29 protein-coding genes are annotated in these 26,683 nt (G+C 59.9%); 4 read left to right on the forward strand and 25 right to left on the reverse strand.

The window, feature by feature from the left end; translation table 11 throughout:
- Window positions 1-105: 105 nt before the first annotated feature.
- The 25 genes from B9A97_RS12165 to B9A97_RS12285 form a co-directional block, all read right to left on the reverse strand.
- A complete protein-coding gene (locus B9A97_RS12165; protein ID WP_084365609.1) occupies window positions 106-777 on the reverse strand; it encodes a transcriptional activator Rem in 672 nt (223 codons plus the stop codon).
- Window positions 778-1,057: 280 nt separating this feature from the next.
- Window positions 1,058-1,633: a transglycosylase SLT domain-containing protein gene (locus B9A97_RS12170; RefSeq protein WP_084365610.1), complete on the reverse strand. Its 576-nt coding sequence runs from the start codon at window positions 1,631-1,633 to the stop codon at window positions 1,058-1,060.
- On the reverse strand, window positions 1,563-3,053 hold the full coding sequence (locus B9A97_RS12175; RefSeq protein WP_084365611.1) for a flagellar hook-length control protein FliK: 1,491 nt from the start codon (window positions 3,051-3,053) through the stop codon (window positions 1,563-1,565). The genes B9A97_RS12170 and B9A97_RS12175 overlap by 71 nt, the downstream gene beginning before the upstream one ends.
- On the reverse strand, window positions 3,050-4,333 hold the full coding sequence (gene motC, locus B9A97_RS12180) for a chemotaxis protein MotC (RefSeq protein WP_084365612.1): 1,284 nt from the start codon (window positions 4,331-4,333) through the stop codon (window positions 3,050-3,052). The genes B9A97_RS12175 and motC overlap by 4 nt, the downstream gene beginning before the upstream one ends.
- Window positions 4,330-5,607 carry a MotB family protein gene (locus tag B9A97_RS12185; RefSeq protein ID WP_084365613.1) on the reverse strand — a complete coding sequence of 426 codons (1,278 nt, stop codon included), beginning with the start codon at window positions 5,605-5,607 and terminating at the stop codon, window positions 4,330-4,332. Before B9A97_RS12185 ends, motC begins: the two co-directional genes overlap by 4 nt.
- Entirely contained in the window at window positions 5,604-6,254 is a 651-nt protein-coding gene (locus tag B9A97_RS12190; protein WP_084365614.1) for a FliH/SctL family protein, read from the reverse strand. Before B9A97_RS12190 ends, B9A97_RS12185 begins: the two co-directional genes overlap by 4 nt.
- Before the next feature lie 309 nt (window positions 6,255-6,563).
- Entirely contained in the window at window positions 6,564-7,526 is a 963-nt protein-coding gene (locus B9A97_RS12195; protein WP_084365615.1) for a flagellin N-terminal helical domain-containing protein, read from the reverse strand.
- Window positions 7,527-7,832: 306 nt separating this feature from the next.
- Window positions 7,833-8,798: a flagellin N-terminal helical domain-containing protein gene (locus B9A97_RS12200; protein WP_084365616.1), complete on the reverse strand. Its 966-nt coding sequence runs from the start codon at window positions 8,796-8,798 to the stop codon at window positions 7,833-7,835.
- 280 nt (window positions 8,799-9,078) lie between these two features.
- A complete protein-coding gene (locus tag B9A97_RS12205) occupies window positions 9,079-10,041 on the reverse strand; it encodes a flagellin N-terminal helical domain-containing protein (RefSeq protein ID WP_084365617.1) in 963 nt (320 codons plus the stop codon).
- A 696-nt stretch (window positions 10,042-10,737) separates the two neighbouring features.
- A complete protein-coding gene (locus B9A97_RS12210; RefSeq protein ID WP_084365618.1) occupies window positions 10,738-11,700 on the reverse strand; it encodes a flagellin N-terminal helical domain-containing protein in 963 nt (320 codons plus the stop codon).
- A gap of 261 nt (window positions 11,701-11,961) precedes the next feature.
- Window positions 11,962-12,924 carry a flagellin N-terminal helical domain-containing protein gene (locus B9A97_RS12215; RefSeq protein ID WP_084365619.1) on the reverse strand — a complete coding sequence of 321 codons (963 nt, stop codon included), beginning with the start codon at window positions 12,922-12,924 and terminating at the stop codon, window positions 11,962-11,964.
- 328 nt (window positions 12,925-13,252) lie between these two features.
- Window positions 13,253-13,990 (reverse strand): flagellar type III secretion system pore protein FliP, encoded by a 738-nt coding sequence (gene fliP / locus B9A97_RS12220; protein WP_084365620.1) that lies wholly within the window; start codon window positions 13,988-13,990, stop codon window positions 13,253-13,255.
- The gene (locus B9A97_RS12225) at window positions 13,987-14,493 is read right to left on the reverse strand and encodes a flagellar basal body-associated FliL family protein (RefSeq protein WP_084365621.1); all 507 of its coding nucleotides are present in this window, start codon (window positions 14,491-14,493) and stop codon (window positions 13,987-13,989) included. The genes fliP and B9A97_RS12225 overlap by 4 nt, the downstream gene beginning before the upstream one ends.
- A gap of 38 nt (window positions 14,494-14,531) precedes the next feature.
- Complete coding sequence (gene flgH / locus B9A97_RS12230) at window positions 14,532-15,242, reverse strand: flagellar basal body L-ring protein FlgH (protein WP_084365622.1); 711 nt, start codon at window positions 15,240-15,242, stop codon at window positions 14,532-14,534.
- On the reverse strand, window positions 15,239-15,790 hold the full coding sequence (locus B9A97_RS12235; protein WP_084365623.1) for a MotE family protein: 552 nt from the start codon (window positions 15,788-15,790) through the stop codon (window positions 15,239-15,241). Before B9A97_RS12235 ends, flgH begins: the two co-directional genes overlap by 4 nt.
- The gene (locus tag B9A97_RS12240; protein WP_244564208.1) at window positions 15,787-16,878 is read right to left on the reverse strand and encodes a flagellar basal body P-ring protein FlgI; all 1,092 of its coding nucleotides are present in this window, start codon (window positions 16,876-16,878) and stop codon (window positions 15,787-15,789) included. The genes B9A97_RS12235 and B9A97_RS12240 overlap by 4 nt, the downstream gene beginning before the upstream one ends.
- A 26-nt stretch (window positions 16,879-16,904) precedes the next feature.
- Complete coding sequence (flgA, locus tag B9A97_RS12245; protein WP_244564209.1) at window positions 16,905-17,312, reverse strand: flagellar basal body P-ring formation chaperone FlgA; 408 nt, start codon at window positions 17,310-17,312, stop codon at window positions 16,905-16,907.
- 96 nt (window positions 17,313-17,408) lie between these two features.
- Window positions 17,409-18,197 (reverse strand): flagellar basal-body rod protein FlgG, encoded by a 789-nt coding sequence (gene flgG, locus B9A97_RS12250; protein WP_084365626.1) that lies wholly within the window; start codon window positions 18,195-18,197, stop codon window positions 17,409-17,411.
- Window positions 18,198-18,212: 15 nt separating this feature from the next.
- Window positions 18,213-18,557, reverse strand: a complete 345-nt coding sequence (locus B9A97_RS12255) for a flagellar hook-basal body complex protein FliE (protein WP_084365627.1) — start codon at window positions 18,555-18,557, stop codon at window positions 18,213-18,215.
- Window positions 18,554-18,973, reverse strand: a complete 420-nt coding sequence (gene flgC / locus B9A97_RS12260) for a flagellar basal body rod protein FlgC (protein ID WP_084365628.1) — start codon at window positions 18,971-18,973, stop codon at window positions 18,554-18,556. Before flgC ends, B9A97_RS12255 begins: the two co-directional genes overlap by 4 nt.
- 4 nt (window positions 18,974-18,977) lie before the next feature.
- Window positions 18,978-19,364: a flagellar basal body rod protein FlgB gene (gene flgB / locus B9A97_RS12265; RefSeq protein WP_084365629.1), complete on the reverse strand. Its 387-nt coding sequence runs from the start codon at window positions 19,362-19,364 to the stop codon at window positions 18,978-18,980.
- Window positions 19,365-19,437: 73 nt separating this feature from the next.
- Complete coding sequence (locus B9A97_RS12270; protein WP_084365630.1) at window positions 19,438-20,001, reverse strand: flagellar protein; 564 nt, start codon at window positions 19,999-20,001, stop codon at window positions 19,438-19,440.
- A gap of 2 nt (window positions 20,002-20,003) precedes the next feature.
- On the reverse strand, window positions 20,004-21,413 hold the full coding sequence (fliI, locus tag B9A97_RS12275) for a flagellar protein export ATPase FliI (protein WP_084365631.1): 1,410 nt from the start codon (window positions 21,411-21,413) through the stop codon (window positions 20,004-20,006).
- Window positions 21,414-21,432: 19 nt separating this feature from the next.
- Entirely contained in the window at window positions 21,433-22,167 is a 735-nt protein-coding gene (flgF, locus tag B9A97_RS12280; protein ID WP_084365632.1) for a flagellar basal-body rod protein FlgF, read from the reverse strand.
- Window positions 22,167-22,946, reverse strand: coding sequence for a DUF1217 domain-containing protein (locus B9A97_RS12285; protein ID WP_084365633.1), 780 nt, complete (start codon window positions 22,944-22,946; stop codon window positions 22,167-22,169). The genes flgF and B9A97_RS12285 overlap by 1 nt, the downstream gene beginning before the upstream one ends.
- 195 nt (window positions 22,947-23,141) lie before the next feature.
- Between B9A97_RS12285 and motA the strand changes: the two genes are divergently transcribed.
- The 4 genes from motA to fliG all read left to right on the forward strand — a co-directional run bounded on the left by motA (window position 23,142) and on the right by fliG (window position 26,665).
- Window positions 23,142-24,014 (forward strand): flagellar motor stator protein MotA, encoded by an 873-nt coding sequence (gene motA, locus B9A97_RS12290; protein WP_084365634.1) that lies wholly within the window; start codon window positions 23,142-23,144, stop codon window positions 24,012-24,014.
- Window positions 24,011-24,970, forward strand: coding sequence for a FliM/FliN family flagellar motor switch protein (locus B9A97_RS12295; protein ID WP_084365635.1), 960 nt, complete (start codon window positions 24,011-24,013; stop codon window positions 24,968-24,970). Before motA ends, B9A97_RS12295 begins: the two co-directional genes overlap by 4 nt.
- 66 nt (window positions 24,971-25,036) lie before the next feature.
- A complete protein-coding gene (gene fliN / locus B9A97_RS12300) occupies window positions 25,037-25,600 on the forward strand; it encodes a flagellar motor switch protein FliN (protein WP_084365636.1) in 564 nt (187 codons plus the stop codon).
- Window positions 25,601-25,627: 27 nt separating this feature from the next.
- Entirely contained in the window at window positions 25,628-26,665 is a 1,038-nt protein-coding gene (gene fliG / locus B9A97_RS12305; protein ID WP_084365637.1) for a flagellar motor switch protein FliG, read from the forward strand.
- Window positions 26,666-26,683 lie beyond the last annotated feature (18 nt).

Here is a 26,683-nt window from a genome sequence, read left to right on the forward strand (position 1 = left end):
AGGAGATGGGCCTTGCGTGAAGCTGTCTGTGTCGGCGGGCCGGATCTGAAATCATTTCAGCCGATATATTTGCCCGCCGAAGTCACGGCGCCCTAGAGAAAGCAGTCAGTTCCAGTCGATGCAGTAGCCAAGGAAGCGTTTGGAATCGACAGGGTCGACACCGAGCTTCTTGCGCAGCTTCTTGCGAAGCTTGCTGATGTGGCTTTCGACAACATTTTCTTCGACTTCTTCATCGAAGATGCCGTAGATTGCGTTGAAGATCTGGGTCTTGGACACGCGACGTCCGCGGTTTGCGACCAAATATTCGAGAATGCGACGCTCGCGCCGCGGCAGGGGGAAGATTTCGCCGTTGATCTCAGGATCACGGCCATCGGAATAAACCCTGATTGCACCGATTTCGGTGTAGTTCGCGATCGACTTCAGGCGACGGCGAATAGCCGCGGCCCGCGCAAGGATCTCCCGGGGATGAACCGGCTTGCGCACGACGTCATCGACGCCGCAGTCGAACAGCGCCAGCGTCGCCTCAAGCGAGGGCTGGTCGCTGACCGCTATGACCGGCGCACTTGTCCGGTCACGAATGGCACGCGGCAATTCCAGCGTCCGTTCGCCCTGTCCGAGGAGGAAAGCCTCCACGGCCGCGATGTCCGCATCGGCTGCCGTGTTGACCCACTCCCCGAACTCGACAGGGTCGAATCCGGTCGAGGGAATCCCCTCGCGTCCAAATAGAGAAGTATACCCATCTTTAACGAGCTCGCGCTCATCAACCACTACGATCATTCGTCCGCCTCCGAATCAGTGTGGTGCCTCGATAACCAATGGGTACGGACGGACGGATTCACCAACAACTGGAGAAAGTTAATGGTAGTTATTAACAATTGATTAAGATTTGGGTGGCGATTTGAACTAGATATAGTGGTTTGTGCCGCAATGGCACACAATTTTTTTCGGGGATAAATTAACAAATGATGAAGGCGGGGCTTGCCCGCCTTTTTCATTCCCCGATTTGGTCACAATTGACTGGCGCCGTGGTTTTCAGAATGTCTACAATCTGAGATTGCTATTCACCACAAAATTGGCGGGCGTTAGCCGTCCAGGCACCGTAGCCTGTCGCCACCAGATTGGCGATCACGCGACATACATATCGCTTCTGGGCCGGGTCGTTGTTGGGTCCCGCATGATATCGGGCGACCGCCATGGTCCAGGTTTCATGCCGGCTGTGGAGATTCTGGAGAAACTTGGCGGCATATTCCACGTTTCTCCGGGGGTCGAACATCTCCTCGACGGAGCGGAATTCCCCCCCGTGGAAGTGATGATTGATCTGCATGCAGCCGATATCGATGAGCTTGACGCCCTTGCGGCGGGCGTCGTTGAACACCTCTATGGCGCTGTCGCGGCTGGAGGCGAAGATCGCCTTGCCCTCGACATTCATGGCGTAGGGCTGAAGCGATCCCTTGCGTCCCGTTTCCGTCAGGCCGACGGAATACAGAATGCCTTCTGGGATGCCGTAGCGGGCCGCTGCAGCGCGGATCTCGCGCTCACAGGCCCCTGCACTCGCCTGCGCTTCAGATATACACGTGGCTAGGACGAACGCCGTCAGCGCTGCCTTGAGTCCTTTGCGTTGCCACCGCTTCATCTGTCTTCATTCCTGCTGCATTGCTGTTGTTCGCTGGGGTCGAGCCATTCTGCTGGCGTTGTGCCTGGCCGCCCTGGCCACCGCCAGGGGCGCTCTGCTGGCCTCCAGCGGACTGCTGTTGCGGCGAGCCCGTGTCGGTATCCGACCTGCTCGACGCGGCGACGCTGATCTGGATCTGATCCACAGCGAAGCCCTGCGCCTTGAGGGCGCTCATGATATCGTTGCTGTCTTCCTTCAGCTTGTGCATCGCTGCCGGGCTTTCCACGGTCAGCTGGATGCTCAAGGTTTCGCCGGACAGGCGCATGGTGGCCGTGACGAGGCCGAGCTCGATCGGCGTCATCTGGATCTTCAGCGTGTTGACCACCTTGCCGGCATTGGCCGTCATGGAATCGATGCTATCGATCGAGCCGGCGCGCATGGCTTCCACCCAGGTTTTATCGCCCAGGAAAGCCCCACTGATATTGGCCGCATTGCTGTCCGACACCGGCGCCAGGAAGCGGCGCGCGTCGAGGATGGTGACTGTCGGGCCGGCATCCTTGGCGGCGGCTGCGCCGTCCGCACGCGCCTCGCTGGCCTGCTCGCCACCCTTGATGGCCATGGACGGTCCCTTGCCATCGGCGCGGACCAGCCGGAAGGCCTGGTCGGCGGCATCGGTCTGTCCTTGCGGCATCTCGGTATCGGCATGTTCGTCGGAGACGGTCTTGAGACCGGCGGCCAAGCCGCCCGCCAGATCCTTGCGTGCCGCAACGGCATCCGGATCGACGGCGTCATCGGCCACGCCCTTCGTCTTGACCTTCGGATCGCCCTTGTCGGCAGCGCCTTGAACGGGCGCGCCGGCCAGCAGCGTCAGCATCTCGTCCAACGAGGTCTCGCCGGTTTCGGCGGTGATCGTTTCGTCCTTCGTCTTCGACGCATCGGCCTTGCCCGGCTCGGAGACCTTAGCCTGGTTGGCGGCAATCTTCCCGCCCGCGGCCAGCAGTGCTGCCTCGTCCGTCAGTTCAGCGGCCTTGTCAGCCTTGTCGGCTTTGCCCGCTTCGATCTTCAGCCGCGCGCCTTCATCAGCAATCTTGGCAGTCTTGAGCGCTTCCAGAGAGGCCTGCCCTTCGGCCGACGTCTTCGTCAGCGAAATCGGCGCACGATACCGGATGTCGATCATGGCACGGGGTGAGCGCGGCGCCTTGGTCTCGGCGTCAACGTGCTCCGCCGGCAGTCCCGTCTCGGCAGTCGCCAAAGCGGCATCGCCCTGATCCGCGGCGGCATCGGGTTGCTGCCCGGAGCCCTGCTTGTGACTGTGCTGCCCGACCGTGTTCAAGGTTTCATAGAAGCCCTTGCCATCGCCCTTGGCGGCTGCCTGGGATGGCGGCGCATAGCTCGATGGCTCGGGCGAGGAGACCTTGGCAGGAATGCCGTTGTCGATCATCTCGAGGTACTTTCTTCTTTGAGCAAGTTATCGATCGCGTCCAGTTTCGAACGACCCGTATCGACAAACGAACGGAATGCGGGATCGGACGCGGTATCCGCAGGCGCATCGGCGCTGGCCGGCTGCGGCTTTGCCTCCACCGGCGCGGGGGCCGGTGCACGCGGATCCTGCGGCAGATCGGGATTGACGGCTGCGTTCTCCACGACAGGCGCTTCGGACACCGGCAGGCTGTCCGGCATGCGGGTGACCTCTTCGGCCACGGCGCGCGCGGCCTCCCGCAAAGCCCGGTCGGATGCGGTGAGCGCCGTGTCGGGAATATCCGTCATGGCCTGCAAGGCGTTGCCGACATCGGAGGTCGGGACATTGGCCAGTCCGCCATAGAGATTGGCAAGCGCGCTCATGGCCACGGCATTATCCTTGGACAGCTCCAGCGCCCGCTGTGCCGCCAATCGCGCCAGATCCTGCTTGCCGGCAATCGCCGAGGCCCGGGCAATACGAAGATACACTTCGCGCTGCCGGTCATCATCCATCACGTCAAGCGTCGCCAAGACGTCTTCATGGGGAAGATGTTCGTAGTTTTCCACGACCAGCTTAACGAAAAGATCGGCAAACTGGCTGGCATAGGGAGAGTGCAGAAAGCGGCGGGCATAGCCATTGGCATAGCGCATGGCCTTGTCGATCTTGGCACTATCCAGCGAGACAGACAGCGAGCGCCGGAGCGCCGCCTCCTCCACGATGGTGCCGGGGGCCGCAAGCCGCGCCAGATCATAGAATTTCAAGGATTCGTTCGGGTCCTTGGTGACCGCGACATTGGCTGCCACCAGCGCCAGATAACCGCCGATCTTGGTATCGCGATATTCCGGAACAAGATCTGCCAGGGTCTTGGCCACCAGTGTGCCCTTGCCGTTCAGATATTTCCTGAGGGCATCGGTGAGCTTGCTGTCGAAATTGCCGGCGACGTCCCGCGAGACCAGGAATTCCAGGGTATCCGGGTTGCCGCCGCTCATGGCATAGACAAGAGCGGCATCGACATTGCGGGTATCCTCGAACACCGCAGCATCGGCCGTGCGCAGGCGCTTGTCGATCGTCTCCAGCATGAAACGCTGCATTTCCGCGGCGGAGTGGTCACCTTGCACGACGGAATCCTGCACGAACTGCAGCGAACGCAGCATGCGATACGGCTCTGTCGTTTCCGCCGGCTGCTGGGCACGGACGGCGAGCGGCAGCGCCGCAGCCAGCGCCGTACACATGAGCAACCGTGAAAACATGGTGCGCATCATCCGCGTTCCTGCTCGCCCTGGATCAGGATTTCGATACGGCGGTTGGCATCCGCCAGCGGATCCTCCGGCACGGCCAGACGACGGTCGGCATAGCCAGTGACCTGCTCGACGCGATCCTCGCCGAGGCCGCCACGCACCAGCATGTAATAAGCGCTGTGGGCGCGCGACATGGACAGGCGCCAGTTGTCGTTCTGCGTGCCCTTGAACTGCCGTCCGTCGGTATGGCCGCGGATGACGATCTTGCCGGGACGGAATTCCAGGAGCTTGCCGATCTTTTCCATGGCAATGACCAGTTCCTTCTTCGGAACGGCCGAGCCGACGTCGAACATGGGTGTCTTGTCCTGGTCGGTGATGGTGATCAGGAGGCCGCCTTCCGTCGACGTGACGATCAAGCCTTCGGACAGCTTGCCGGCGGCACCGCCGATTTCCCGTTCGATGGCAGCCTTCAGGTCGTCGGCGGCCTGCTGCTGCATGGCCTGCTGTTCGGCATCGGCGCCTTGGGTGGCATCGAGCGCTGCGACGTCCTTATTCTCAGCCTGGTTGTCCTGCTTCTTGTTCGGGTCCTGCAGTTCCGCCGGCTTGTCGCGGGGTACTGCGATCGCCACATCCTGTCCGGGCACGCCCTCGCCGGTATTGACCGGCTGGCCGGCAGCCGGGTTGACGGGGGCTGCGTCCGGATTGCCCGGATCGCCGCGGGTATTCTGCACCTGCTTGGTCCAGAAATCCGGATCGAAGGGATCGCGATAGGCCTCGCCGCCCTCAGCGCCGGTCGACGGGCCGGAATCCGCCGCACCGCCCTCGCCCTTGGCGCTGACATTGGCCTGCTGGCCGACTTCCTGGGCGATTTCGGCCAGGACCGAATAGGGATTTTCGAACAGATCGGCTTCCGAATAATTCGCCTGCTCGCCAGAGGCCGCCGTCTGGTCCTCACCGGTCGCGGCTGATGACCCCTCCGTCGGCATTTCGGATTCGGTGTCGCCCTTTTCGCCCTTCTTTTCGCCGTCAGCCTTGTCGATGGGCTTTTCCAAGCCCTTCTCCGCCGGCTTTTCGTCCGACAGCTTGATCGGGTTGAAATAGGTCGCGACCGAGGCCTTGGTTTCCTCGTTTGCGGCATTGACCAGCCACATCACAAGGAAGAAGGCCATCATTGCCGTCATGAAGTCCGCATAGGCGATTTTCCACGCACCGCCGTGGTGGCCATCGTGATCGCCGCCACCATGCCGCTTGATGATGAGGATTTCATTCTTGCCGTGGTGGTGATTTTCTTCGCTCATCCGAGCACTTTCTTCAAGCTAGCGGTCCAGGCGGAGATGCGCGTGACCAAGAGGGTCTCGCCAATCTCTGCCGACAGATCCAGGTCGTCCGCCTCGACATGGCGCAGCAACTCCGCGCTCTCGGGCAATTCGTCCCGCAGTTTTTCGAAAAGATTGAGCGGTCCCCTGACCACGATCGTCCCGGCATCCCCCGACAGGATCGCCATCTCGATCAATTGCGCGAGATCCTTGACCGCCTTGCCGGCGACAAGGTCGGACAACAGCGGGGCCAGAGCGACTGCCGCCTGGTCGGCGACGGCGCCTGCCAGTTCCCGCGCCAAATTCTGAATACCGGCAGCGATGGCTTCCGTCGACTGCGCCTCGAACTGCTCGCGCAATTCGCCCATCTGCTGGGCATGGGCGGCTTCAAGGTCGGCTATCTCGTTCTGATGGCGGGCGCGCGCTTCGCTTTCGGCCGCTTCATAACCCTCGGCGTAAGACTGGCGCTTTTCGGCTTCGACATCGACCGCGGGCACAGGCTCGGGCTCCGGCATGGCAATGTCGAAAGGATCGTTGTCGAGGTCGCCGAAATCACTGCTGCCGAAAGAGGGCTGCGCTGCCGAAGGCGAGGAGAAATCCTTGAGGTAATGGGTAAGCGGCAGGCTCATTGCGCATCGACTCCACTGTTCTTCGTCATGAGACGGGCATCCGGGGCGGGAACGAGCAAGCCGAGATCAGAACCTGTATCCAGATATTTCGTCATTGGCTTGCGACCCACTTCACATCGGAAGCGTCTCAGCTTCCTGCATCAGTCCGATTTCGGGCTATCTGATTGGGAAGGTAGACTTTCAAACTTGTGCGAGGATTAATGTGTTGGACCGCGCCAGGGCAGTTGCGCGGTCCAACTATTCCACCTGATGCCGATGACCGGCGGCACGGTAGAAGGGGAAATCAACTCCGGTCCGTTGGCCCTGCCGTTACTTGAACAGGGTCAGGATGTTTTCGGCGTTGGTGTTGGCGATCGACAGCGCCTGGATGCCGAGCTGCTGCTGCGTCTGCAGGGCTTTCAGCCGGGTCGATTCCTCGTTCATGTTGGCATCGACGAGACGACCGACACCCTTGTCGATCACGTCCATGAGCGTAGAGACGAACTCATCCTGCATGCGGATACGGCTGGTGATGGCGCCGAGCGTGGACGCGGAATTCGTCAGCTGCTGCAGCATCAGGTCGATGGCGCTGATCATGCCATCCAGCGTGTCTTCCGACATGGACGTCGTCAGCTTGATTTCCGTACCGGTCGCGGCCGTGGTCGAAGACGAGTTGATGAGGAAGTAGCTGGCGGTCGTCGTGGTCGTACCCGAGGGCTGGGTGACCGCATAGCCCTTGTTGAGGACGGCGTTGTTGGCGTTCTTGGTATCGACCAGGACCGAATCACGTGTGTCGAAGGCGAGCGTCGTGACCGAGACCGAGCCATCGGTCGCGCGGTTGAACGATGCGACGATTTCCTTGGTCGTCGGCGCTGCCGTTGAGGTGTTGTAGAGCCAGTTTTCACCGGAGAAGGACGCCGATTCGGCGATGGACGAGAGCTGGTTCTTCAGCTCCGACAGTTCCTTGTTGATCTTGCTCTTGTCGACGCCCGGTTCGCGCGCTGCAACCAGCTTGGCCTTGATCTCGGTCACGACTTCGACGGCGGCTTCAAGACCGGTATAGGCCGTGTCGGTCTTGGCTGCACCGAGGCCGAGGGCGTCCTGAACGGTGGAAAGCGCCGCATTGTCGGAGCGCATGGTGGTCGCAATTGACCAATAGGCGGCGTTATCCGCGGCAGTATCGACGCGATAGCCCGAAGACACACGCTGCTGGGTTCTTTCCATGCTCGCGTCGATCGAGCGAAGTGTCTGCAATGCCGCCATTGCGGCGGTGTTGGTCAAAATACTGGTCATAGGAGAAATGCCCCACTGAGGTCTACGGGACATACCGGAGTTTATTTTGGGTACCGGCAGCGAGGATATGCATCATGCATGTTGGCCGACATTTGCCCTGTGACCAACCCATCGCTCTTAATGAAGTGTTAATGTTTATAGGGGCAAGCCAAGATCAAGGCAATATAGAATTTGTTAACCTTGATGAATAATTCGTTAAAATTTCGGCAAGCGGCGCAAAACGCGAAAACGCCGCATCCGGAGCCCGGATGCGGCGTCTTGTGGTCTTGATAGGCTTGTGGGCGCCGTGGCGCCCGCTTGATCTTGTTACTGCCGGAAGAGCGAGAGGATGTTTTCCGAGCTGGTGTTGGCGATCGACAGAGCCTGGATGCCGAGCTGCTGCTGCGTCTGCAAGGCCTTCAGCTTGGTGGACTCTTCGTTCATGTCGGCGTCTACGAGGCGGCCGACGCCCTTGTCGATGGTATCCATGAGATCGTTGATGAATTCCTGCTGCATGTCGATACGGCTCTTCGTTGCACCGAGGTTTGCTGCCGAGTCCGTCATATCGGACAACATACGGTCAATGGCACTGATCATGAGTTCGACCTGGAGATCCGTGGTGGTCGAGTACAGCTTCATTTCCGTGCCGGTGGCAGCGGTGGTCGAGCTGGCATTGAGCAGGAAGTAGGTGCCGGTGGTGGTGGTCGTGCCGGAGGCGACCGAAACGGTGATGCCCTTGGTGAGCAGGCCGCGGGATGCGTTCGACGTGTCGATCAGCAGCGAGGTGGCTGCATCGAAGTTCAGGGTTTCGACCGAAACGCTGCCGTTGTTGGCACGGACGAAGGAGCCCAGCATTTCCTTGGTGCCGATGGCGGCGGTCGAGGTGTTGTAGAGCCAGTTTTCACCGGAGAACGAAGCGGACTGCGAAACCGACTGCAGCTGCTGCTTGAGTTCGGTCAGTTCCTTGTCGATCTTGGTCTTGTCAACGCCTGGTTCGCGGGAAGCAACCAGCTTGGCCTTGATTTCGGTGACGACGTCGATGGCGGATTCCAGAGCCGTATAGGCGGTGTCGGTCTTCGCGGCGCCCAAGCCGAGCGCATCTTCGACGGCCGACATGGCCTTGTTGTCGGAGCGCATCGTGGTGGCGATGGACCAGTAAGCTGCGTTGTCCGTTGCAGTACCGACGCGGTAGCCGGAAGATACGCGCTGCTGAGTGTTCTGCAGGCTGATGGAAATACCGCGCAGAGTGTCAAGAGCTGCAATTGCGGCAACGTTCGTCATAAGGCTCGTCATAGTATAGTGCCCCTTAAAGCTTGATATTTGGAAGGGACATGCCGGGTTTGCTTACCGGCGACGGCGGTTGGCTTTCATGCCACCCTTCTTTTTCTTTGGTTGGAAGGACCCGCCGTTCGATGGTTACAAAAGACACTATTAAGGTTAACAAATACTAAACACGGACGAGGTCGATTAATTTTCCTTAAAAAAAAATGTAACGCCGCGCTTCCTGCGAAGCGCGGCGTTAAATTTCCCAACGATTTCAATGGCTGGCCCGAAGGCCAGCCACGTGATCCGATTAACGGAACAGCGACAGGATGTTTTCGGAGTTGCTGTTGGCGATCGACAGAGCCTGGATACCAAGCTGCTGCTGCGTCTGCAGCGCCTTCAGCTTGGTGGACTCTTCGTTCATGTCCGCATCGACGAGGCGACCGACGCCCGTGTCGATAACGTCCATGAGGTCCTGAACGAACTCGTTCTGCAGTTCCAGGCGGCTCTTGGTCGCGCCGAGGGTCGCAGCAGCGTCCGTCATGTCCTTCAGCATCGCGTCAACAGCACCGACCATGATTTCGATGTTGTTGTCGGTGGTGGTGGAGGTCAGCGTGACTTCCGAACCTGCGGTCGCTGCCGTACCGGCATTGATCATGTAGAAGGTGCCCGACGTCGTCGAGGTACCGGTCGTGCTGATCGTCGCCGTGTAGGCCTTGGTCAGAAGACCGCGCGATGCCGTGGTGGTGTCGATCAGGGTGGAGTTCGCCGTGTTGAAGTTCAGCGTTTCAACCGAAACCGTGCCGGTGGCCGAACGAACGAACGAGCCAACCATTTCCTTCGTGCCAGCGGCAGTCGTGGAGGTGTTGTAGAGCCAGTTGTCGCCCGAGAACGAAGCCGACTGCGAGATCGAGGTCAGCTGCGACTTGAGTTCGGTCAGTTCCTTGTTGATCTTTTCCTTGTCAACGCCCGGTTCGCGAGCTGCGACCAGCTTGGACTTGATCTCGGATACGACGTCGATAGCGGCTTCGAGGCCGGTATAGGCCGTGTCAACCTTGGCAGCGCCGAGGCCGAGTGCGTCAGCAACAGCGCCGAGAGCCTTGTTGTCCGAGCGCATGGTGGTAGCGATCGACCAGTAGGCGGCGTTGTCGGAGGCGTTTTCCACCTTGTAGCCAGAAGAAACGCGGCTCTGAGTGGTTTCCAGGCCCTTGTTGATAGAGCGCAGGGTGTCAAGTGCTGCCAATGCAGCGGTATTCGTTACAATACTCGTCATAGGTACTGCCCCTTGTTGGACAAAAAATAGGAAAGGGACATACCGGATTTAAATACCGGCAACGACGCTCTGCATCATGCAATTAACCTTTGTTTCCAGTTGGTTAATCCGTCGTTTTAATAATTCTATTTAGCCCCATTAAGGTTAATAGAGCTTGAAGCGACGGACAAAAAAATGAGACTTTCTATTCATCTTCTGGTTGGCGAAAAATACCGGCCTCACCCGGCTGAAAAGCCCGTGAATTCAGGTGATTCGCGGCCCAGTTCCCTGCCGGAAAGTGGCCGATCGCCGGTCTGCGCCGAAAAAAACTCGGAAAAAGTGTCGAAGTTTTTTTCATCAAGACCGATGAGGTGCCCGCGGGGAAATCGTCGGACGGGTCTACCCTGGGACAAGAGGATGGTTTCGGGTGCGCAGGCGGGGCTTGGCCTCGTATAGGCGTGACCTCGCCTCGAAATCCGTGAGATATTTCTACAAGGCAGGCTCTGGGTGGCGCAGGAACGCGTCGGCGATGTCAGGCGTTGGCCAATCTCCGGTTCGCGCGGACGAGCGCCAGCGACGCGTCTTGGCGTCCTGAACGCCGTCCGTGCGGGAAACTGCGTCGCATCACAAAAAACAGCAACGCCGCGCCCCGGAAACCAGGACGCGGCGTTGCGTTGATGTCGCGGGCCGCGCTGGCGCGGCCGGCTACGGTCACTCTTAACGGAAGAGCGACAGGATGTTTTCCGAGCTGCTGTTGGCGATCGACAGAGCCTGGATACCCAGCTGCTGCTGCGTCTGCAGCGCCTTCAACTTGGTGGACTCTTCGTTCATGTCGGCATCGACGAGACGGCCTACGCCGGTGTCGATCACGTCCATGAGGTCGTTGACGAACTCATGCTGCAGATCGATACGGCTCTTGGCCGCACCGAGGGTCGCCGCGGCGTCCGTCATGTCCTTCAGCATCGCGTCAACAGCACCGACCATGATTTCAATGTTGTTGTCGGTGGTGGTGGAGGTCAGCGTGACTTCCGAACCTGCGGTCGCTGCCGTGCCGGCATTGATGAGGTAGAAGGTGCCCGACGTCGTCGACGTACCGGTCGTGCTGATGGTGGCCGTATAGGCTTTGGTCAGAAGACCGCGCGATGCCGTGGTGGTGTCGATCAGGGTCGAAGACGCGGCATTGAAGTTCAGCGTTTCGACCGAAACCGAACCCGAGGCGGAGCGGACGAACGAGCCGACCATTTCCTTTGTACCAGCGGCCGTCGTGGAGGTGTTGTAGAGCCAGTTTTCACCGGAGAACGCCGCCGACTGCGAGATCGAGGTCAGCTGCGACTTGAGTTCTGCGAGTTCCTTCTGGATCTTTTCCTTGTCAACGCCCGGTTCGCGAGCGGCAACCAGCTTGGCCTTGATCTCGGACACCACATCGATGGCAGCTTCGAGGCCGGTATAGGCCGTGTCAACTTTGGCAGCGCCGAGGCCGAGAGCGTCGGAAACGGCAGCGATCGCCTTGTTGTCGGAGCGCATCGTGGTAGCGATCGACCAGTAGGCGGCGTTGTCCGAAGCGGACTCAACCTTGTAGCCAGAGGAGACGCGGCTCTGCGTCGTTTCCATGCTCTTGTTGATAGAGCGCAGGGTGTCGAGCGCTGCCACGGCAGCGGTGTTCGTGAGGATCGATGTCATGGGTATATTGCCCCTTAGATAGGTTGTTTTTTCAGGAAAGGGACATGCCGGTCTTCAATTCCGGCAACGGTGCTACGACTTCATGCCAATTAATTCGCTGTACTCTTAATTAACTCACCGCTGAGTGGTTTCAATTGACACGATCAGGGTTAATAAAAGCTGAATTGATTTAAGAAAATTTCTGAAAAAACAAAAAAGAAGCCGCGCCCTTGCGAGCGCGACCTCCTGTTGTGATAGGTAAATAAATCGTTAATCTTGCGATTAACGGAAGAGCTGCAGGATGTTGTCGGAGTTGCTGTTGGCGATCGACAGAGCCTGGATACCCAGCTGCTGCTGCGTCTGCAGCGCCTTCAGCTTGGTGGACTCTTCGTTCATGTCCGCATCGACGAGGCGGCCCACGCCCGTGTCGATAACGTCCTGAAGGTCCTTCATGAACTCGTTCTGCATCTCGATGCGCTTGTTGGTGGCGCCGAGGGTTGCAGCAGCGTCGGTCATGTCCTTCAGCATCGCGTCAACAGCACCGATCATGATTTCGATGTTGTTGTCGGTCGTCGTGGAGGTCAGCGAGACTTCCGAACCTGCGGTCGCCGCCGTGCCGGCATTGATCATGTAGAACGTGCCGGAGGTGGACGAGGTGCCGGTGGTGCTGATCGTTGCCGTATAGGCCTTGGTCAGAAGACCACGCGATGCCGCGGTGGTGTCGATCAGCGTCGAGTTCGCCGTGTTGAAGTTCAGCGTTTCGACCGAAACCGCACCCGTGGCCGAGCGGGTGAACGAGCCAACCATTTCCTTCGTGCCAGCGGCAGTCGTGGAATTGTTGTACAGCCAGTTTTCGCCGTTGAACGAAGCCGACTGCGAGATCGAGGTCAGCTGCGACTTGAGTTCGGTCAGTTCCTTGTTGATCTTGTCCTTGTCGACGCCCGGTTCGCGAGCAGCAACCAGCTTGGACTTGATCTCGGAAACGACGTCGATGGCGGCTTCGAGGCCGACCGTTGCAGTGTCCGTCTTGGCGGAAGCGAGGCCCAGCGCGTCGGAAACACCCGAGAGAGCCTTGTTGTCGGAACGCATCGTGGTAGCGATCGACCAGTAGGCCGCGTTGTCCGAAGCGTCAGCGACCTTGTAGCCGGAAGAAATGCGGCTCTGGGTCGAATCGAGGCTCTTGTTGATCGTGCGCAGCGTGTCGAGAGCAGACTTTGCAGCTGCGTTGGTCATCATAGAAGTCATGTGTATTGTCCCTTGAAAAACGAGATACAAAAGAGGGACATGCCGGGCTGGCTTTACCGGCAGAGGCGATCGACATCATGTCAATTAATCGGTTTGTGCATTAATTCGCCGCTACAGCCATAGAAAACACCATGGACTTTAAGGTTGACTGAAGCGAGTTGGTTAAGGAATTTTTTTGCGCGCAACCGCCATGTTGCCGCCACAATGCATCAACGCCCTGATTCGATAGGCTGAATCGCCGAATCACCTGCCTGGGAGTGGCCGGTTAACCCAATGTATTTTACGAAAATTCTTTGGGAATTGTGCCAAAACGCTTGGAAAGGCGCTTTCAGGCGAAAGAACGCACCAAACTTCCGACGAGCAGGTTCCAGCCGTCGATCAGGACGAAAAACAGCACCTTGAACGGCAGGGAGATCGAGGTGGGCGGCAGCATCATCATACCCATGGCCATGGTGATGGTCGCGACGACCATGTCGATGACGAGGAAGGGCAGGATGATCAGGAAGCCGATCTCGAAACCGCGACGAATCTCCGACAGCATGAAGGCGGGAATCAGGACCCGGTAGTCGATCTTGTCGTCCGTGATGGCGGTGCGGCCGCGCTCTGCGGCGATATCGACGAACAGCTTCAGATCCTTGTCCCGCGTATTGGCGGTCATGAAGGTCCGGAAGGGTTCAGCCATGCGGATGACCGCTTCCTGTTCGGTCAGCTGGTTGTTCAGGAGCGGCTGGACACCATCGCGCCAGGATTGGTCCATGGTGGGCGACATGACATAGAAGGTCATGAACAGCGCCATGCTGGTCAGGATGACGTTGGAGGGCGTGGATGCCAGGCCCATGCCGGAGCGAAGGATCGAAAATGCGATGATGAAGCGCGGAAAGCTCGTCACCATGATCAGGATGCCGGGCGCAACCGAAAGGATCGTCAGCAGGCCGAAGGTGCGGACGATCCAAGCTGCTACAGACCCGTCAACGGGCACGTTCAGCAGGTCCGTGGGGAGCTGCTGAGCGTTGGCCAGTTCCGGTGCCGCCATCATGGCGACCAACAGTATTCCTAATCGAATCATTCGATGACAAAGGTCCTGAACATCACCTTCGATACGCGCCCTTCCGAGCGAAGGTCAACACGCTCCTGGATGTCTTCCTTCAAATATTGAAAGCCCCTCGGGCCCTCGACCTGCTGCAGCGAAACGGTGCGCAGATAGGCCAGGATGTCCTGGTGAACATCCTCCGCCATCTTGAGTTCGGGCGGGCCGTTGAAGGCTAGCGCGACCTCGAGCCGGATCCAGCTTTCGGAGGGGTAGGCAAGGTTCGTCGTGATCGGCTCGAGCGCGACCACGCCATTGGCTTCCGTCGCAATGTGCGGAATGCCCTCTTCCTTTTTGCCGCCATGCTCGCCCCCGGCCTCGGCGGCCTTCTTGGCCTCGTCCGCGGCCTTGATCTGGGGCGTGATCATGTTGCCAAGGAACCAGCCGCCGCCCGCACCGAGCAGGGTGACGACCGCCACGGCGACAATCGTCATCAAGGCCCCGGATTTCTTCTTCTTGTCGCCGCCGGCTGCTTCATCCATGGGATCGCCTCATTGCAAAGTTCAGGTTCACGCCGTCATCAGAACGGCGAGAACAGATCGACCACCTGCTTGCCAACCGGCGGCTGCTGGACTTCCGTCAGGCGGCCACGGCCACCGTAGGAGATGCGTGCCTCGGCGATGCGGTCGTAGGAGATGGTGTTCTCGGCATCGACATCCTGCGGCCGCACGATACCCGCGACGTTGAGGATGCGCAGTTCATGGTTGACGCGCACTTCCTGCGAGCCGCTGATCAGCAGGTTGCCGTTTTCCAGGATGCCGGTCACGACGGCCGCCACGAGCAGCGTCAGCTTTTCGGCGCGGGCCGTGGTGCCCTTGCCCTGCGTGCTGGTATCCGAATCCGAGGACAGGTCGCCGGATGCATCGGGGATGATGCCCATCAGCGATTCCTGCATCGACCACTTGATGCCGCCGGAATTCTTGCGGCTGCGATCGGTCTTGTTGTCGAAGCTGGCCTTGTCGTTGATCTGGATGTTGACCGTCAGGATGTCGCCGACATTGATGGCGCGCGAATCCTTGAACAGGGCCGACTGCGAGTCGCTCCACAGGGAATATCCGGTTGCCACGTGGGTGGGCTGCTTCGGATAGAGCGACATCTGCGGCGTCTGGCTGTAACGCAGGCCCGAACCGATGGGGCTCATGGCCGGCGCGTTACCGATCTCCTTGATGGTCTGGCTGTTGCAACCGGCCAGAAGCAGGGTAGCCAGAACGGCCATTACGCGCTTTGTCATGAGGGGTCCTTCGACGTATTGGGATCGACAGCGCTGGACATGATGGCGGCCACCATTGCAGCCTTTTTCGGGTCCATTTCGCTGAGGATTAGACTGGATTGCTGGGCAGGCAGCTTCATCACGATCGCCGCCGCCATTTCGGGAATGAGTTCTTCGAGCTGCGGCGCGGCCGCATCGGGCTTCATCTTCTTGAAGATGCCGATCAGGTTGAGCTCCGCCTGTTCCAGGAAGTCGTTCCGGCGCTTCAGCCAGTCCTGATATTCTTCCTTGCGCTTCTCGAGCACGGCGATGCGCTCGTCGACATCGGCCTGCAGCTTTTCCAGCTCCTGCTTCTGCAGCAGATAGCGTTGGTCGCGGGCCGGTTCGGCGATATTGGTGCAGAACTTCTGGATTTCAGCCTGGGTTGCCTGGTCAAGCACCGAAACCGGCTGCTGGGCCTGCTCCTGCGCGCTGGTGACCGCCAATCCCGGCAGGACCAGCAAAGAGGGCACGATGAGGAAGCGCGTGGCGAAACGAGCCGCCGACTTCAGAGAATTAGCTGCGATCATTGCAGTACGAGCTCCGCTTGCAGGGCGCCAGCCGACTTGATGCCCTGGAGGATGGCGATGATGCCGTCAGGCTTGACGCCGATATTGTTCAGGCCCGCGACAAGGGTCCGCAGGTCAGGGCCTTCGACGACGGCGACATTGCCGCCGGTTGCCGTTGCCTGGATGTCGGTCTGCGGCTGGACTGCCGTCACCCCGCGCGAGAAGGGCTGCGGCTGGATGACCTGGGGCGTCTCTGTGACCTGCACAGTCAGCGTGCCGTAGCTGACGGCCACCTTGGAGACGCGAACGTCTGCGCCGATGACGATGGTGCCGGTGCGCTCGTTGATGACGACCTTGGCAGGCGTATCGGTTTCGACGATGAGATTTTCGATATCCGCCATCAGGCGGGTCAGATCCGCCTCGCGCGGCTTCTGGATCACGACTTCCTGAGAATCACGCGCTTCGGCGATCGGGCCGCCAAAGGTGTTTCGCGCATAGTTGTTGACCACGTCAGCAATGCCGACGGCGGTGGAGAAGTCGGGATTGCGCAGCTGGACCACCAGGTTGATGGAATCCTTGAACTTCGACGGCAGCTCGCGCTCGACGATGGCGCCATTGGGTACGCGGCCCGAGGTGGTGACACCTTCCGTGACGGTGGCTGCCTGTCCCTGGGCGGTGAACCCCGAAACGATGACGGACCCCTGCCCTACGGCATAGATCTGGCCGTCGGCGCCGGAAAGCGAGGTCATGACCAGCGTGCCGCCGCGCAGCGAGGTGGCGTCACCGAGCGAGCTGACATTGGCGTCGATACGGCTGCCGGGGCTGGCGAAGGGCGGCAAGGTAGCGGTGACCATGACCGCTGCCACGTTCTTGGCATTGGACTGGCCGCCCTGGGTGGAAATGCCGAGGTTCTGCAGCATGGCGCGCATGGACTGCTCGGTAAAGGGCGAGGAACGCAGGCTGTCGCCGGTTCCCTGCAGGCCGACCACGAGACCGTAACCAATGAGCTGGTTATCGCGGCCCGACTGCAGCGAGGCTATGTCCTTGATGCGCGACGCCGCACCGGCATCCGGCGCAGGCAGCGCCAGGCCGGCAAGGGCGATTGCCATCAGGACTTTTACAACGCGGTAAGCTTTCATTTCGCCATCACCTGCACAGTTCCATCGGCCATGACCGTCCCGGAAACGATCGCGCCGGAGTCGAGATTGCGCACCTTGATGACGTCGCCCACGGAGGCGTCGGTAAGCGGGGAACCCGCCGCCGAAATCGTCATGGTGCCAAGCGTGAAGGTCAGCCGCAGACTGCTGCCACGCTTGACGGCAAACGGTTCGCGCACACTGGACAAGGGAATGGTGCGGCCCGGCAATAGCGTGCGCTTGGACACCATCCCGACCACCTGGGACTTCGACTGGGCATAGCCACCGGCGATGTTCGGATTGGTGACTTCCACGAGTTCCAGAAGATGATCGGCGACCTCTTCGCCAGGATAGATGATCTGGGTGGGCACCACGGCGTAGCCGCCTTCTGCCCGGACGCCCGGCATGGCCAGGAGCGTCAACAGTGCCGTGGCGACTGCCGTCGCCAGGCCCCTTTTCGTGCTTATGCGGCCAAACCTCATGTCTGCCATGCCTCCTGTTGGTTACTTCAGGTTCTTGCTGACGATCTGTGCCATTTCGTCGGCAGTCTGGATGACCTTCGAGTTCATTTCGTAGGCGCGCTGTGCCGAGATCATGTCCGTGATTTCCTTGACGGAATCCACGTTGGAGCTTTCGAGGTAGCCCTGCTTGATATAGGCGAAGCCCGGATCCTCAGGTGCTGCGATGATCGGCTCGCCGGAGGCCGCCGTCTCGCCGAACAGGTTGTCGCCGAGCGGCTTGAGACCGGCCTCGTTGACGAAGTTGGCGATGGTCAGCTGACCGACTTCGGTGAGTTCGGTATCGGCGCCGATGCGGGCCGAGATCTGGCCGGTACGGCTGACGACGACTTCGCTGGCATCAGCGGGAATGGTGACGCCCGGGGACACGGCATAGCCGTCGATGGTGACAAGCTGGCCCTCGGCATTGGTGTTGAACGCCCCGGCGCGGGTATACTGGATGGTGCCGTCGGGCGCTTCGATCTGGAACCAGCCACGGCCGACAAGCGCCAGGTCGAGCTGGTTTTCCGTCTGGGCCAGCGAGCCCTGGATATGCAGGTTACGAACGGCAGCCGTCTGGACACCGAGACCGATATTGGCGCCTTCCGGCACGATGGCCTGGTTGGCACGGTTCGGCACGCCCTGGGTACGCTCGGTCTGATACAGGAGGTCAGCGAATTCGGCGCGTGCCCGCTTGTAGCCGGTCGTATTGATGTTGGAGATGTTGTTGGCAATCACCTCCAGATTGGTCTGCTGGGCATCCATGCCGGTGGCTGCGATGGCAAGCGCTCTCATGTGCTAATTCCCTGCTCAAATCTGCATTTTGGTGATGTCGAGATAGGCCGACACGATCTTGTCGCGCAGGGCCAGAGCCGTCTGCAGCGATTGTTCTGCCGCCAGGACCGCATCGACGACCTCGCGGGTCGTTGCTGTGCCCTTGATGCCGGCAAACGAGGTCGCTTCGGCCGACTTCAGGTTGTTCATGGTGTTGGTAGCCATGTCGCCCAGGACGTCCGCGAAGGACTGGCCGGTCTGCTGGCCAGGCGTCAGGGCGGGAGCCGCCACCGAAGACTGCGTGGAGGTTGCGTCCTCGACGATCGACTTGAAGCCGCCGCCAAACGAAACGGAGCTTACTTTCTGAACGGTATCAATCATTGAGAGGCCTTCAGGAGACTAATGGTGGAAGACATGATCTCGCGGGTCTGCTTGATCGTCTGGAGATTGGCTTCGTAGGTGCGATTGGCTTCGCGCATGTCGCCCATCTCGATCAGGATGTTGACGTTGGGCATCTTCACGAAGCCCTTCTCGTCGGCGGCCGGATTGCCGGGTTCGAATTCCTGGATGAAATCGGAACGGTCGAAACCGAGCTTCTTGACCTTCACCAGTTCCGTCTGGGAGGCGCGATCCAGTTCGTTTTCGAACGTGATGATCTTGCGGCGATAGGGGTCCGCACCCGGCGTGTCGCCGGTGGAGCGGGCGTTGGCAATGTTTTCGGAGACGATGCGCAGGCGGGTCGACTGGGCTTCCAGGCCGCTGCTGGCGATTTTCGAGGCTGCAATTAAGGGATCCATGGCCTTACTTCTTCACTGTCATCAACATCATGCGATGGAAGGAACTCACCAGCGAGGTGTTCAACTCGCTCTGGCGCTTGATCTCGCCGGTCTTCGACAACTCCATGGCTATGGAGATGTTGTTGCCGGATTCCTGGATGCCGATCTCCTGATTGAGCTTGGCATCGCGGACTTCGATATCGTCGCTAAGGGTGCTGGCCGAGATGTGGCCCGGATTGGTGCGGGCCATCTGCATCTGGGTGGACTCAAGTACCGCGTCGAACGGAACGACATCCTTGCCGAGATATTTCGGCGTATTGGCGTTGGCGATATTGCCGGCAACGACTTCCTGGCGCAGCGAAAGCCATTCGGCCTGCCGGGATGCCAAGGAAAACAACTGGATGGGCTGCATAGGCTTCTCTCCGTCTTTTACGATTTGAAGCCTACGTTGTTAATCTTGCGTGGGACTTACGAGGATTTAACCTTCAATTATTCTCGTAAATCTCGCCGGCGGAGGTGATGATCACCCATTTTCCGTCGCGCTGCTCAAGGGTAGCAACACGGCTGTTGTCCGGCAGGATCGAGCCGACGCGCACCATGTACATGCCCGATTCGTCTTCGATCAGAGCACGGCCGTTGGCAACATGCAGGAGCTTGAAGCCGCTTCGGCCCGGGAAGGGCTGCTCGGGCATGACCTGGCCGTTGGCCTTGTCTTCCTCGCCGAGCTGGGAGACCGTCGCGGTGACGACCGGGTCCACCATGGTTTCGCGAACCTCGGGCGAGCTTTCCTTGTCGTCATCAACAAGCGCCAGCGGTGAAACGCTGAAAACGTTTCGGCCGGGGCCCTCCGGCAGGTCGCGGGTGTTCTCCCAGCCAGCGGTGCGAATGCCGAACTTTTCTTCGTTGAAAAACACGTACCAGGGGAAGAGACCGGCGGCGCAGGCCAGCGCCACGCCGGTGCCCGCCAAGAGCCGGTCGGTCAAAATGGACGAATTCTTATTGCCGAGCTTCATCGGCGATACCGGTTCGTCTGCATCATAGTCGGTCACGCTCAAGCCCTCCTATTTGCCGGCACGCCGCCCTGCATGGCCGCGCCCCCGCCCATGGCATTCTTCAGCGCCTGGGCCAGATCGGCATATGCGTCGGCCGCGGGTCGGTCATGCGGCGTCTGTTTCAAGATTTCGTAGATGACCGGGACCTGCTTGATCGCCATGTCGAGATCGGGATCCGAGCCCAGGCGATAGCCGCCGATGAGACGCAAGTCGCGCGTTTCCTCGAAACGATGGATCAGGGTCTTCAGCCGCGAGACCAGCTTTTCCTGATCACCGGTCCAGGCCTTGCGGGCCAGACGGGAGATGGATGCCAGCGGATTGATCGGCGGATAGCGACCTTCCTCGGCCAGGCTACGATCGAGCACGATGTGGCCGTCGAGAATGCCGCGCGTGGAGTCGGCAATCGGATCATTGTGATTGTCGCCGTCAACGAGGATGGAGATGATGGCGGTGATCGTGCCCTTGCCTTCCTCGCCCGGACCCGCCCGCTCCAGGAGCTTCGGCAGTTCGGTGAAGACGGAGGCCGGATAGCCGCGTGCAATCGGCGGCTCGCCGGCGGCGGTCGCCACTTCGCGAATGGCATGGGCAAAACGCGTCACGCTGTCGACGATGAAGAGGACGTTATCGCCCTGGTCGCGGAAATGCTCGGCGATGGTCATGGCAGACAGCGGCGCCATCTTGCGCAGCATCGGGCTTTCATCGCTGGTGGCGACCACGGCCACGGCTTTCGCCATGTTGGGTCCGAGCGTATCCTCGATGAATTCGCGCACTTCACGGCCGCGTTCGCCCACCAGGGCGATGACGACCTTGTCGAAGGCATCGGCCCGGGCGAGCATGGACAGAAGCGTTGACTTGCCGACGCCGGAGCCGGCGAAGATGCCGAGACGCTGGCCCAGACACAGGGGCGAGAAGATATCGATGGCCCGCACCCCGGTGCGGAAACCCTTTTCCACGCGGCTACGGGTCATGGACGGCGGCGCGGAATTGGATATCGGCCGCCGGATGGTTCCAGGCGATAGAGGTCCGTGGCCGTCGATGGGATCGCCCAGCGCGTTGATGGTGCGCCCGCACCAGCTGTCATTCGGCGCGATGCGGAACGCACCCTTGCGGATGACGGTGTCGTGAATGCCGATCGGCTCGCCGGGCTCGATGGGGCTGACAAAGGCCACGTCGGGCTCGACCCGGATCACCTCGCCCAGATGGATGCCGGTCGCGCTGCGATGGGCGACGAACTCGCCCAAGCGGATATGGCGCGACAGGCCGGTCACCGTGTAGTGACCAGCCGCAATGGTGCGCACGCGCCCGCCATGGGTGACGGAAAATTCCGGATTGGCATAACGCCTCGCCAGCGCCGCGAGCTGCTCGAGTTTCCCCGATGCGGCGACGCCGGTTGAAATGTCTTCATGCATAGGTCAGGGACCCTGTCTGTTACTGGCCGCTGCCAAGGGCCTTGATTGCCTGGCTGAGGTTTGCTTCGCTATCGCGCATCAGGGACGAGATACTTTCGAAGGCGCGGTTGACCTGGATGAGCTGGGTCATTTCCGAAATGCCGTTGACGTTCGACTGCTCGAGATAGCCCTGCAGGACGCCGACATCGTTGCGGTCGACGACCGGCTGCGGGCGATCCGTGGTGATCACGCCGCTGTTTTCGTGACGAATGAAGCCCTTGGAAATGTCGGCGGTGAAGAGGCCGAGCGTCGCGACTTCGCGGTCGTCCTGGATGATCTTGCCATCGGCGCCAACGGAAGGCGGGCCACCGGCGCGGTTCAGCTGGATGGGCGAACCGCCGGCATCGAGAACGGGATAGCCGCGAACGGACACAAGCGCCCCGGTTTCCTCGATGGTGAAACGACCGTCACGGGTGAGAACCTGGCCCGATGGCGTGTCGATCGCAAACCAGGCATCGCCCTTCACCGCGAAATCGAGCGGGCTCGTGGTGTGTTCAAGCTGTCCGGCACGCTCGGACAGGTAGTCATTGCCTTGCGACACGAACGCGACCTTGGCGTTCAGGTCGTTGTGGATGCTGCTCAAAACCTCGTCGAACTTGACCTCGGTGCCCCGGAAGCCAACGGTATTGAGGTTGGCCATATTGTCCGCAATCGTCGTCAGGCGCTTTTCGAGTGCCATCTGCGAGGAAAGGGAAACGTAAATACCAGACTGCACTAACTGCCTCCAAGCTTTAGAGTATTGAGGGATAGCAGCAGATCAGACGAAATGCCGTATCCTGACGATGTGCCGAAAACCGTCAGCGGATCGTAGTTGTCCGAAGGGTTTTGCAGTTCCCACATCGCGGTGAAACGTTCGAGGAACTTGCCGACCTTCTCGGGATCCTGGAAATCCTCGATATCGAGGACCCGTTCGAGATAGGCGGCCTGCTTGTCGATATCCGAGGCGGCGACCTCGGAGGGAATGCCGAGCGCGGTACGGACCACCTGTCCGAGCGCATCGTCGGCCAGAATGTCCATGCCGGTCTTGATGTTGGCTGCGTTGCGCTCGAAATAGAGCGCAAGCCGCACGCCGGTGTTTTCGTTGCCGGCGTCTTCTTCCAGCGTCTGGCGCATATACTTGTCGACGACGCCCTTCTGGGCTGCCGTGAACGAGGTCGCGGCCGCGCCATAGGCCTGGAAGTTCAAAGACTTCGCCAGTTCGGCATAACGGGTGTCGCTCAGCTTGTTGGCAAACGCGTCGTCGCTGGCCACGCCTTCCGTCAACACCTTGCGGATGAAGGCCTTGGCGTAGTTCATGTCCTCCAGACCATGCGCCTTCAGCGCATAGTTATAAAGCCGCGTATCCGCCATGAAGTCGTCCACAGACTTCACGTCGCCGATCTTGGACAGATAGTATTCCGTATCGCGCGATACATCGCTCTTCTTGGCGATGCGCTCGATGGAGCTTGTCATGTCCTTTGTGATCAGCTGATAGCTTGTATAGGTCGTGGTCAAGGTCGTTCCGCCTTTTGCTGGGACAATCCGGGAATGCCTCAGTTATGGCTCATCTTGGGGCAAAAGGCTTGCGCGAAACTGTCTCTAGGTTGACAGACAATGAAGCCTCAACTGGGGTGCCCAAGGTACAGCCTCACGCAAGCCAGAATATCTATCGGTGTCCGCTGACAAGAAACGTTCAGATACGGGCTTGAGATGAATATTATCATTGGATTTGTAATCACGGTCGGCTGTGTTCTCGGCGGCTTCATGGCCATGGGCGGACACCTCGATGTTCTGATTCAGCCCTTCGAACTGGTCATCATCGGCGGCGCCGGTGTCGGCGCCTTCGTCATGGGCAACCCGATGAAGGTGGTCAAAGACTCCGGCAAGGCGATCGGTGAGGCCTTCAAGCATGCGGTGCCGAAGGAGCGCGCCTATCTGGACGTGCTCGGCGTTCTCTACTCCCTGATGCGGGACCTGCGCACCAAGTCACGCAACGAAATCGAAGCGCATATCGACAATCCGGACGAGTCCAGCATCTTCCAGCAGGCGCCAAGCGTGCTGAAGAACAAGGAACTCACGGCCTTCATCTGTGACTATGTGCGCCTGATCATCATCGGCAATGCCCGCTCCCACGAGATCGAGGCGCTGATGGATGAGGAAATCAATACCATCCTGCACGACAAGATGAAGCCGTATCACTCGATCCTGGCGATCGGTGACTCCTTCCCGGCCATCGGCATCATCGCCGCCGTTCTCGGGGTTATCAAGGCCATGGCGAAGATCAACGAGTCGCCCGAGGTTCTCGGCGGCCTGATCGGCGCCGCGCTCGTCGGCACCATGCTCGGCATCTTCCTGTCCTACTGCCTGGTCAACCCGATCGTCTCGCAGATCAAGATCGTGCGCACCAAGCAGCATCGCCTCTACATCATCGTGAAGCAAACCCTGCTTGCCTACATGAACGGTTCCGTTCCGCAAGTAGCCCTCGAATATGGCCGCAAGACCATCTCTGCCTATGAGCGTCCGTCCATCGACGCCGTCGAGCAGGAAATGATGAATCCGGGCGGCGAGAACAAGGCGGCATGATCATGAACAACTCTCTGAATACGCCAATGAATGTCCCTCCTATGGATCCCGGCATCCTTGCTCGCCTGACGGGTGGGCTCGGCGACCGGCGCACGCTGGAAAAGATCTGCGCCGACTTCGGCCAGCTCTATTCGGAATTCCTGCCTGACGTGATCCACAGCGAGACCAGCCTGCACACCGAGGTGACCTATGTCGGCCACGAAACCGGCTCGCTCGGCGAACTGACGGCCGATCTTGGCGACAATGTCGTGCTGGCGGATGCATCGCTGCGCAACTGGAGCCCGCATTTCGTCCTGTCCTGCGACAACGGCTTCATCATCACGCTGATGGAGAGCCTGCTCGGCGGCCTTCCCGACACGATCGAAGAGCCGATCCAGCGTCCACTGTCCGTCATCGAACTCGACCTGGCCTCCATGGTGTTCGACAAGCTCGCCAGCGTGCTGCGCTCGGGCGTCAACGCCGCCGGTGGCTTCGAGGCGACGATCGAGCCGCCGCGCAACGCGGAAGATTATGGCCGGCCGGAAGACGGACGCGACGACGTCTATGCCGCGACGATCCGGATGAAGATCAAGCTCGGCACCGTCGAGTCCGAATTCATGCTGGTCATTCCCCAGAAGGCGTTGCTCAAGACCAAGGTGACCCCGCCGAAGTCGAAAAACCAGCTGTCGCGCAAGGGCAAGGAATGGTCCGACCAGATCGCCGAACAGGTCCGTCGTTCCCAGGTGACTTTGGAGGCGCGGATCCGGCTCGAGCAGCTGACGCTTGGCATCGTGTCCAGGCTTGCGGTCGGCGACGTCATTCCGTTCCGCGACAAGGGCGACATCATGGTGGATGTCAGCGCCAACGGGAAAGAAATGTATCGCTGCGAATTCGGCCGTGCGGGGGAAAACTACACGGTTCGCGTGAAGGACAACGTCAGCAGCGATGACGAGATCCTGAAGCATCTGATGGGGTGAGCCTGTTTCGGGGTGCTGCCCGCACCACGGCAGGTTGAGGCAAGTTTCAACGGGAATAATGGATACATGGCGACGAAAAAGACACCTTTGAGCATGGACGACGATCTGGCGATGCCGGGCGCGGATGCCGATTTCGATCAGGCTGTGGGGGACTTGCGCGGCGTTCTGCAAAACGATGCGGAAGGAACTCTTCCGGACTTCGGCGGCGGCGATTTCGGCGCTGACCTCGACACAGATTTTCCGGCAATCGAATCAAAACCGGCCGCGCGGAGATCCGCACCTGATTCGGATTTTGGCGGCGGCGCAGGCGGCGGGAGCTTCTCCATGGGCGGCGCAAGTGCAGCCAGAATGTCTCAACCACCCGGCAGTGCACTGAATTCCAACCTCGATCTCATCATGGACATCCCAATCGACGTCCAGATCGTGCTTGGAAACAGTCGCATGCAGGTATCGGGCTTGATGAATCTCGAAGAAGGGGCCATCATCGCACTCGACAAGAAAATCGGCGAACCGGTTGAAATCATGGTCAATGGCCGTCGCATCGCCCGCGGCGAGATTACCGTGCTAGAGAACGATGATACCCGGTTCGGCGTAAAACTGATTGAAGTAATGAGCGTCAAGCTACCCTGACCCCATTAGGGCCAGAGAGGAAAGACCATGATGGACTTTGACGATTTTGGTGGGCAGATTGCCGGAAAACCGCTTTCCCAGGCGGACAAGGCAGCAGCCGTCCTGCTCGCGATGGGCAAGGGCGTCGCCGGAAAACTATTGAAGTATTTTACCCAAGCCGAACTGCAGACCATAATTGCATCAGCCCAGACGCTGAGGACCATTCCGCCGGATGAGCTGACGGAACTGGTCAACGAATTCGAGGACCTGTTCACCGAGGGAACAGGCCTCATGGACAATGCCAAGGCCATCGAGGGCATCCTCGAGGAAGGCCTGACGCCCGAGGAGGTCGATGGTCTCCTCGGACGCAGCACTGCATTCCAGGCCTATGAGGCCTCGATCTGGGAGCGTCTGCAGGATGCCGACCCAGATTTCATTTCCAAGTTCCTGATGCGCGAGCATCCCCAGACCGTTGCCTACATCCTGTCCATGCTGCCGTCCTCCTTCGGCGCAAAGGTGCTGCTGAAGCTTCCCGAAAGCCGGCGCGCAGACATCATGAACCGCACGGTCAACCTGAAGAATGTCAGCCCCAAGGCAGCCCAGATCATCGAGAACCGGGTGCACGACCTGATCGCCGAGATCGAAGCGGAACGCACATCCAACGGTTCGACGAAGGTGGCCGAGCTCATGAACGAGCTAGACAAACCCGAAGTCGATACCCTACTCAGCTCACTGGAATCGATCAGCAAGGAATCGGTCAACAAGGTCCGCCCGAAGATCTTCCTGTTCGAGGACCTGCTGTCGATGCCGCAGCGCAGCCGCGTCATGCTGCTCAACGACATCTCAGCGGAAATCCTTACCATGGCGCTGCGTGGCGCGCCGAACGAGATCAAGGAATGTGTTCTGGCGGCCATCAGCCCCCGCCAGCGCCGCATGATCGAATCGGATCTCCAGGCCGGAACGGCCGGCGTCAATCCGCGCGAAATCGCGATTGCCCGCCGTGCGGTGGCCCAGGAAGCCATCCGCCTTGCCAATCTCGGCCAGATCCAGCTCAAGGAAAGTGCAGACGGATCGGCCGCGGCTTGAAGCGCATCTGTTGATAAG

It is taken from the genome of Rhizobium sp. RU36D, assembly GCF_900176345.1.
Classification (GTDB): domain Bacteria; phylum Pseudomonadota; class Alphaproteobacteria; order Rhizobiales; family Rhizobiaceae; genus Allorhizobium.